We start from the raw sequence: 4,605 nt of genomic DNA on the forward strand, positions 1-4,605 counted from the left end.
CAGTCTGCTGAAAATTTTCCTCAGTCAGAATTGCGCCTGTCGTCCAGTCAAAGATAGGATTTGCAACAGCCAAACCACCCAAGCTTAGCCCACCAATTCTTATAAATTCTCTTCTATTCATTATATTTATATTTTTTCATTCAGTTGCCAAATACTAATTTATAATTAAAGACCTTTTTATCCTATTGTTTGAGAAAAAAATATTATTTTTCCATTAACTTCCGTTTTTCAATTACCCTATTAGCTAAGTCGTCAAGAGGTTCACTGGCAAGCATGTGGCGAATTTTCCCACGAATAGGTTTCCATTGATCATGAAGCGGACAGGGTGTTTCATCTGAACACAGATTTAGTCCGATAACACATTGTTCCTTTTCAGGGGGCAGACCATCGATGGCTTGAACAATTTCACTTAAATATATTTCATTTGCAGGACGTCCTAAATTAACGCCGCCATTTCGTCCTCGGGTTGCCTTCACCAAACGATGCTTAACCAATGTCTGCACTATTTTCGCCAAAAATTGATATGGTATGCCATAAGATTCGGCAATTTTACTGATCATAGTTGGTTTATCTGACTTTTTTTCCGTCAAATAAATCATGGCCTGAATAGCATACTCTGCTGATTTTGAATATAACATGAGGTGCGATGTTACCATCAATAATACTTTTTTTCAAATTTATTATTTGAATCTTTTTTACTTATATCGACTTTGTTAAAGTTTATGGCTAACATAAAATAGGCGTGACCAAATGCTCCTACATTCCAATAAAATTTATATTTTGTGTATTTCATGAACTCTGTCCTTTACCATGGCAACGGACAACAGAATTTGACCAATACCCAACGAAACCCATAATGGAAAATAAATAATGGTTTTGATTGTTTAACACGATTCATTCTTAACTACATTTTAATAGTTATCATTGGTATTTTGAATGCTCATCCTTACTTAATCAAATTATTAATTTGAAAAACAGTATTATCATTATTTAAACCTAGACCTTCCTGTTGATGAATAAGAACTCCATCTTTATTGAAAACACTTATAATATTAGAATGAGAAAAATCAATTGGGGATATTTGTTTATATTTTACAGATAATACATTAGAAAATTCTCGAACATCATCAATATTCCCCTGTAAAAAGACCCATTGTTTGTTATCCATTTGGTTCATAATGGCAAATTCTTTCAACTTTTTAGGCGTGTCTGTTTCTGGGTCAATACTTACGAATATATACTTAACCGAACTATTACCAACTTTATTAAATATGTTTCTCATATCTGCAACTAATCTCGGGCAAGCAGCCTTACAGGAAGTATAAATCATCACCATCACTAATACGTCTCCTTTTAAATCTTTTAACTCAATTGTTTCATTATTTTGAGTTTTCCATTTGGATGTCAGATTAAAAATAGATGCAGATGAAATCAAATTATCATCAATTATTTTTTTACTATTAGAATCAATTTGTTTTAATTCCATTTTACAAATAGGACAATTTATGGTTTTATTGTAAGTCTTTTCTCCTTCACATTGCATTGGACATTGATAGATACCACTATTTTTCTTAGAATTCGTCTTATCACATGAATTAATAAAGATTGCACTAAAAAATAACACTGTTAGGATGAAAATTTGTTTTTTCATTGATTGATATCTTTTGAACAACGAAAACCTAATGTTCGTATACTATAGTTTGCTTTTACACTTCCCCTGAAAGCAAAACGCATAAAAGCAGCATAGTCCATTAAATTAGTTGCATTAATCGATGCACTACCGCAGAATAAATTTCTTTCTACATCCACATCTTGCCGTGATTCTCCAGAGATAAGTACTGAATTAAAATCAGACGTCCATTCCCAAACTAACCCATGCATATCAAAGATTCCCCAATAATTTTTGTACGTACTTCCAATCTCATTTTTATACGTTTTGGGTAATTCATAACTTTCAATAATCATCAGATTGAAAAGACTATCTCGTTGCGCATTTGGATTAGTTTCGCTGGCCATTGCCACATATTCCCATTCATCCATCGTTGGCAACCTACTATCTTGACAATCACAATATTTTTTTGCAGCGTACCAAGACACTGAAGTGACAGCAGAATTAGGAGAAACTTCTAGACCTAATACGGTGTCAGATTCCCAATTATACAAATAATTTTCATCAGCAAAAAGATTTAATACCTGGGACCTTCTCCATTTTGGATTTTTTTTCACAAAATGTAAATATTGTTGATTTGTGATTGGATGAATATCTAATAAAAAATCATCAACAGATACACCCGTACTATTAGAACCATACAGTGGAACAAAATTTCCACCAATGATCTTTTTTTGTTTCAGATTCATCTGCCCCATTCCGATTAATGGGGCAAAAATTAATATTAATATTAATTTTTTATTTATGATCACGTATAACTTTAGCAACCATTTCAGGAGTTACTTCCGTTTTATTATTTTCCCAACTATTATAAATAAATGTTAAAATATTTGCAACTTCTTCATTACTCAATGACAAAGCAGTCATCACATTATTATAGTATTCACCATTTACAATAATAGAGCCTGTTTTACCATAAAGAACAATATCTATCGCGCGGTCTACATTCTCATTCAAATAGTCAGACTTTGCAAGTGGAGGAAACACCGTTAGAATTCCCTCTCCATCAGCTTGGTGACAAGCTAAACAAGTTTGTGTATATAATTGTTTTCCTAAAACGATTCTTTCATTAATTGTAGAGCCAATTGCCAATTCGGGTATTTTATCACCAGGCATTGATTGAATAACCGTACCATCAGGGTTGTATATCCCTTCGATTTGTTTTCCTGAGTACACCGCTAAATTATCATCACCTTGAACTTTAATCATACCAAGGGCACCTTTATTAAAGGCTCGAAAAATGGAATGATCAACAATAATAAAGGTACCAGGAACATCAACTTTAAATTCAACAATCGCGGCACCACCTGCAGGAATTAATGTAGTTTGAACATTCTCATTTATAGCCGAACCACCTTCAATATTTACTCTATCAAATATTTCACCAATAACATGAAAAGACGAAACCAAATTTGGTCCTCCATTTCCAACAAATAAACGTATCGTTTCTCCTACATTAGCTGTAAGTGCATCATCTCCAGTCAACGAACCCACTTTACCATTAAAAACTACATAATCAGCATTCTCATCAATGGCTTTTTTCATATCGAATGGTTGTAGACCTGGTTGGCCATTATTACCTTTTGTATAAAAATCACCCTGCATGATATAATATTCTTTATCTACCTTTGGGAGACCACCTTCTGGTTCGACTAAAATTAAACCATACATTCCGTTTGCAACATGCATTCCAACTGGTGCCGTTGCACAATGATAAACATAAAGACCTGGATTTAGTGTTTTAAAAGAAAAAGTTACTTTATGACCTGGAGCAATAAATGATGATGTCGCTCCACCACCTGGCCCTGTAACTGCATGTAAATCAATATTATGTGGTAATTTGTTATCTGGATGATTTTGCAATGTGAATTCAACTTCATCACCAACTCTTGTTCTTATAAAACTTCCTGGAACTGAACCACCAAACGTCCAATAAACGTATGTTACTCCTCCCGTCATTTCGCTTTCAGCTTCAAGAATTTCCATTTCAACAAGTAGTTTTTTAGCAGGCCTATCTCCAACGGGTGCAGGTACAAACGGCGGAGGTGTTAATTCAGCTATCATTTCTCCATTTACTTTAATTTTACTGGTATCAATTGTTCCTGAATTGATGTTTTTATCAGAGCAACCTGATAAGGTTAAAATATTTAAAAATATCGTAAATACCCCTATATATTTTATTAATCTTATAATATTCATATCTTTCCCTTATTAAAAATTCACGATTGTCATTAAGTAGGCGAAACTTCCATTCGTCTCATTTTCTTCTTGTAGTTTACCAGGCATAAATATAGAATATCCTGCTACAATTTTTACATTATCAGCAAATTTCTTGACCAAGGTAATATCTAATTCATTCCCAAAAGATTCATTACTTTGATTTGCATTAAATATGTGATACGCTACATTAACAGTATGGTCAGCTATATTGAATCCTGATAGTTTAAAATGAATATCTTGCAATCCTAATCCACCAGTATGAACGGGAAGATTTAGAAAATAATCCATATATCCATAGTATTTATGATTTGTAGCATATAAAGTGTTGAATGATTCATTTACATTTGTAGTTGTGGAGTCATCTCCAGATACAAAATCCATTCCGGCTGAAAGTGTCATATCGCCAATTTTATAACCAGCATTCAAACCATACATCATACCACCATAATTCACATCATCAGATTCTGCTCCATTCTGCATGGCAAATTCCAATTCGTAACTCACACTGGAAATAGCACCTTTTCCATATCCACCAAATGTCAATCTATCTCCATCCTGAATAGCAAAGGCTTGTGTCTTATGACCTTCTATTAAGCTAAAATGGGCGTAAACACCGCTGACATTAAAATCATCTTCGTCATCTACTGTACCAGCTTCCACTTGCTTGAAATTGAAAAAATCTACATTTGCAAAATCGTTGGTAAAGTTAAAAACAA

Annotated in this window: 5 protein-coding genes; all 5 read right to left on the reverse strand. The window is 33.3% G+C overall.

Going from position 1 to position 4,605, the window contains the following annotated elements:
• Positions 1-203: 203 nt before the first annotated feature.
• On the reverse strand, positions 204-656 hold the full coding sequence (locus HN459_04905) for an Rrf2 family transcriptional regulator (GenBank protein MBT3478784.1): 453 nt from the start codon (positions 654-656) through the stop codon (positions 204-206).
• A gap of 290 nt (positions 657-946) precedes the next feature.
• Positions 947-1,651, reverse strand: a complete 705-nt coding sequence (locus HN459_04910) for an SCO family protein (GenBank protein MBT3478785.1) — start codon at positions 1,649-1,651, stop codon at positions 947-949.
• The gene (locus tag HN459_04915) at positions 1,648-2,367 is read right to left on the reverse strand and encodes a formylglycine-generating enzyme family protein (protein MBT3478786.1); all 720 of its coding nucleotides are present in this window, start codon (positions 2,365-2,367) and stop codon (positions 1,648-1,650) included. Before HN459_04915 ends, HN459_04910 begins: the two co-directional genes overlap by 4 nt.
• Before the next feature lie 40 nt (positions 2,368-2,407).
• Positions 2,408-3,868 carry a nitrite reductase, copper-containing gene (gene nirK / locus HN459_04920; GenBank protein ID MBT3478787.1) on the reverse strand — a complete coding sequence of 487 codons (1,461 nt, stop codon included), beginning with the start codon at positions 3,866-3,868 and terminating at the stop codon, positions 2,408-2,410.
• Positions 3,869-3,880: 12 nt separating this feature from the next.
• The coding region (locus HN459_04925; GenBank protein MBT3478788.1) for an alginate export family protein at positions 3,881-4,605 on the reverse strand (725 nt) is incomplete at its 5' end.

The organism is Candidatus Neomarinimicrobiota bacterium (assembly GCA_018647265.1).
GTDB lineage: Bacteria > Fidelibacterota > Marinisomatia > Marinisomatales > TCS55 > TCS55.

Coding starts and splice junctions, on each gene's coding strand:
- HN459_04905 (MBT3478784.1), bottom strand. CDS start 656: ATGGTAACATCGCACCTCATGTTATATTCAAAATCAGCAGAGTATGCT.
- HN459_04910 (MBT3478785.1), bottom strand. CDS start 1,651: ATGAAAAAACAAATTTTCATCCTAACAGTGTTATTTTTTAGTGCAATC.
- HN459_04915 (MBT3478786.1), bottom strand. CDS start 2,367: ATGGGGCAGATGAATCTGAAACAAAAAAAGATCATTGGTGGAAATTTT.
- nirK (MBT3478787.1), bottom strand. CDS start 3,868: ATGAATATTATAAGATTAATAAAATATATAGGGGTATTTACGATATTT.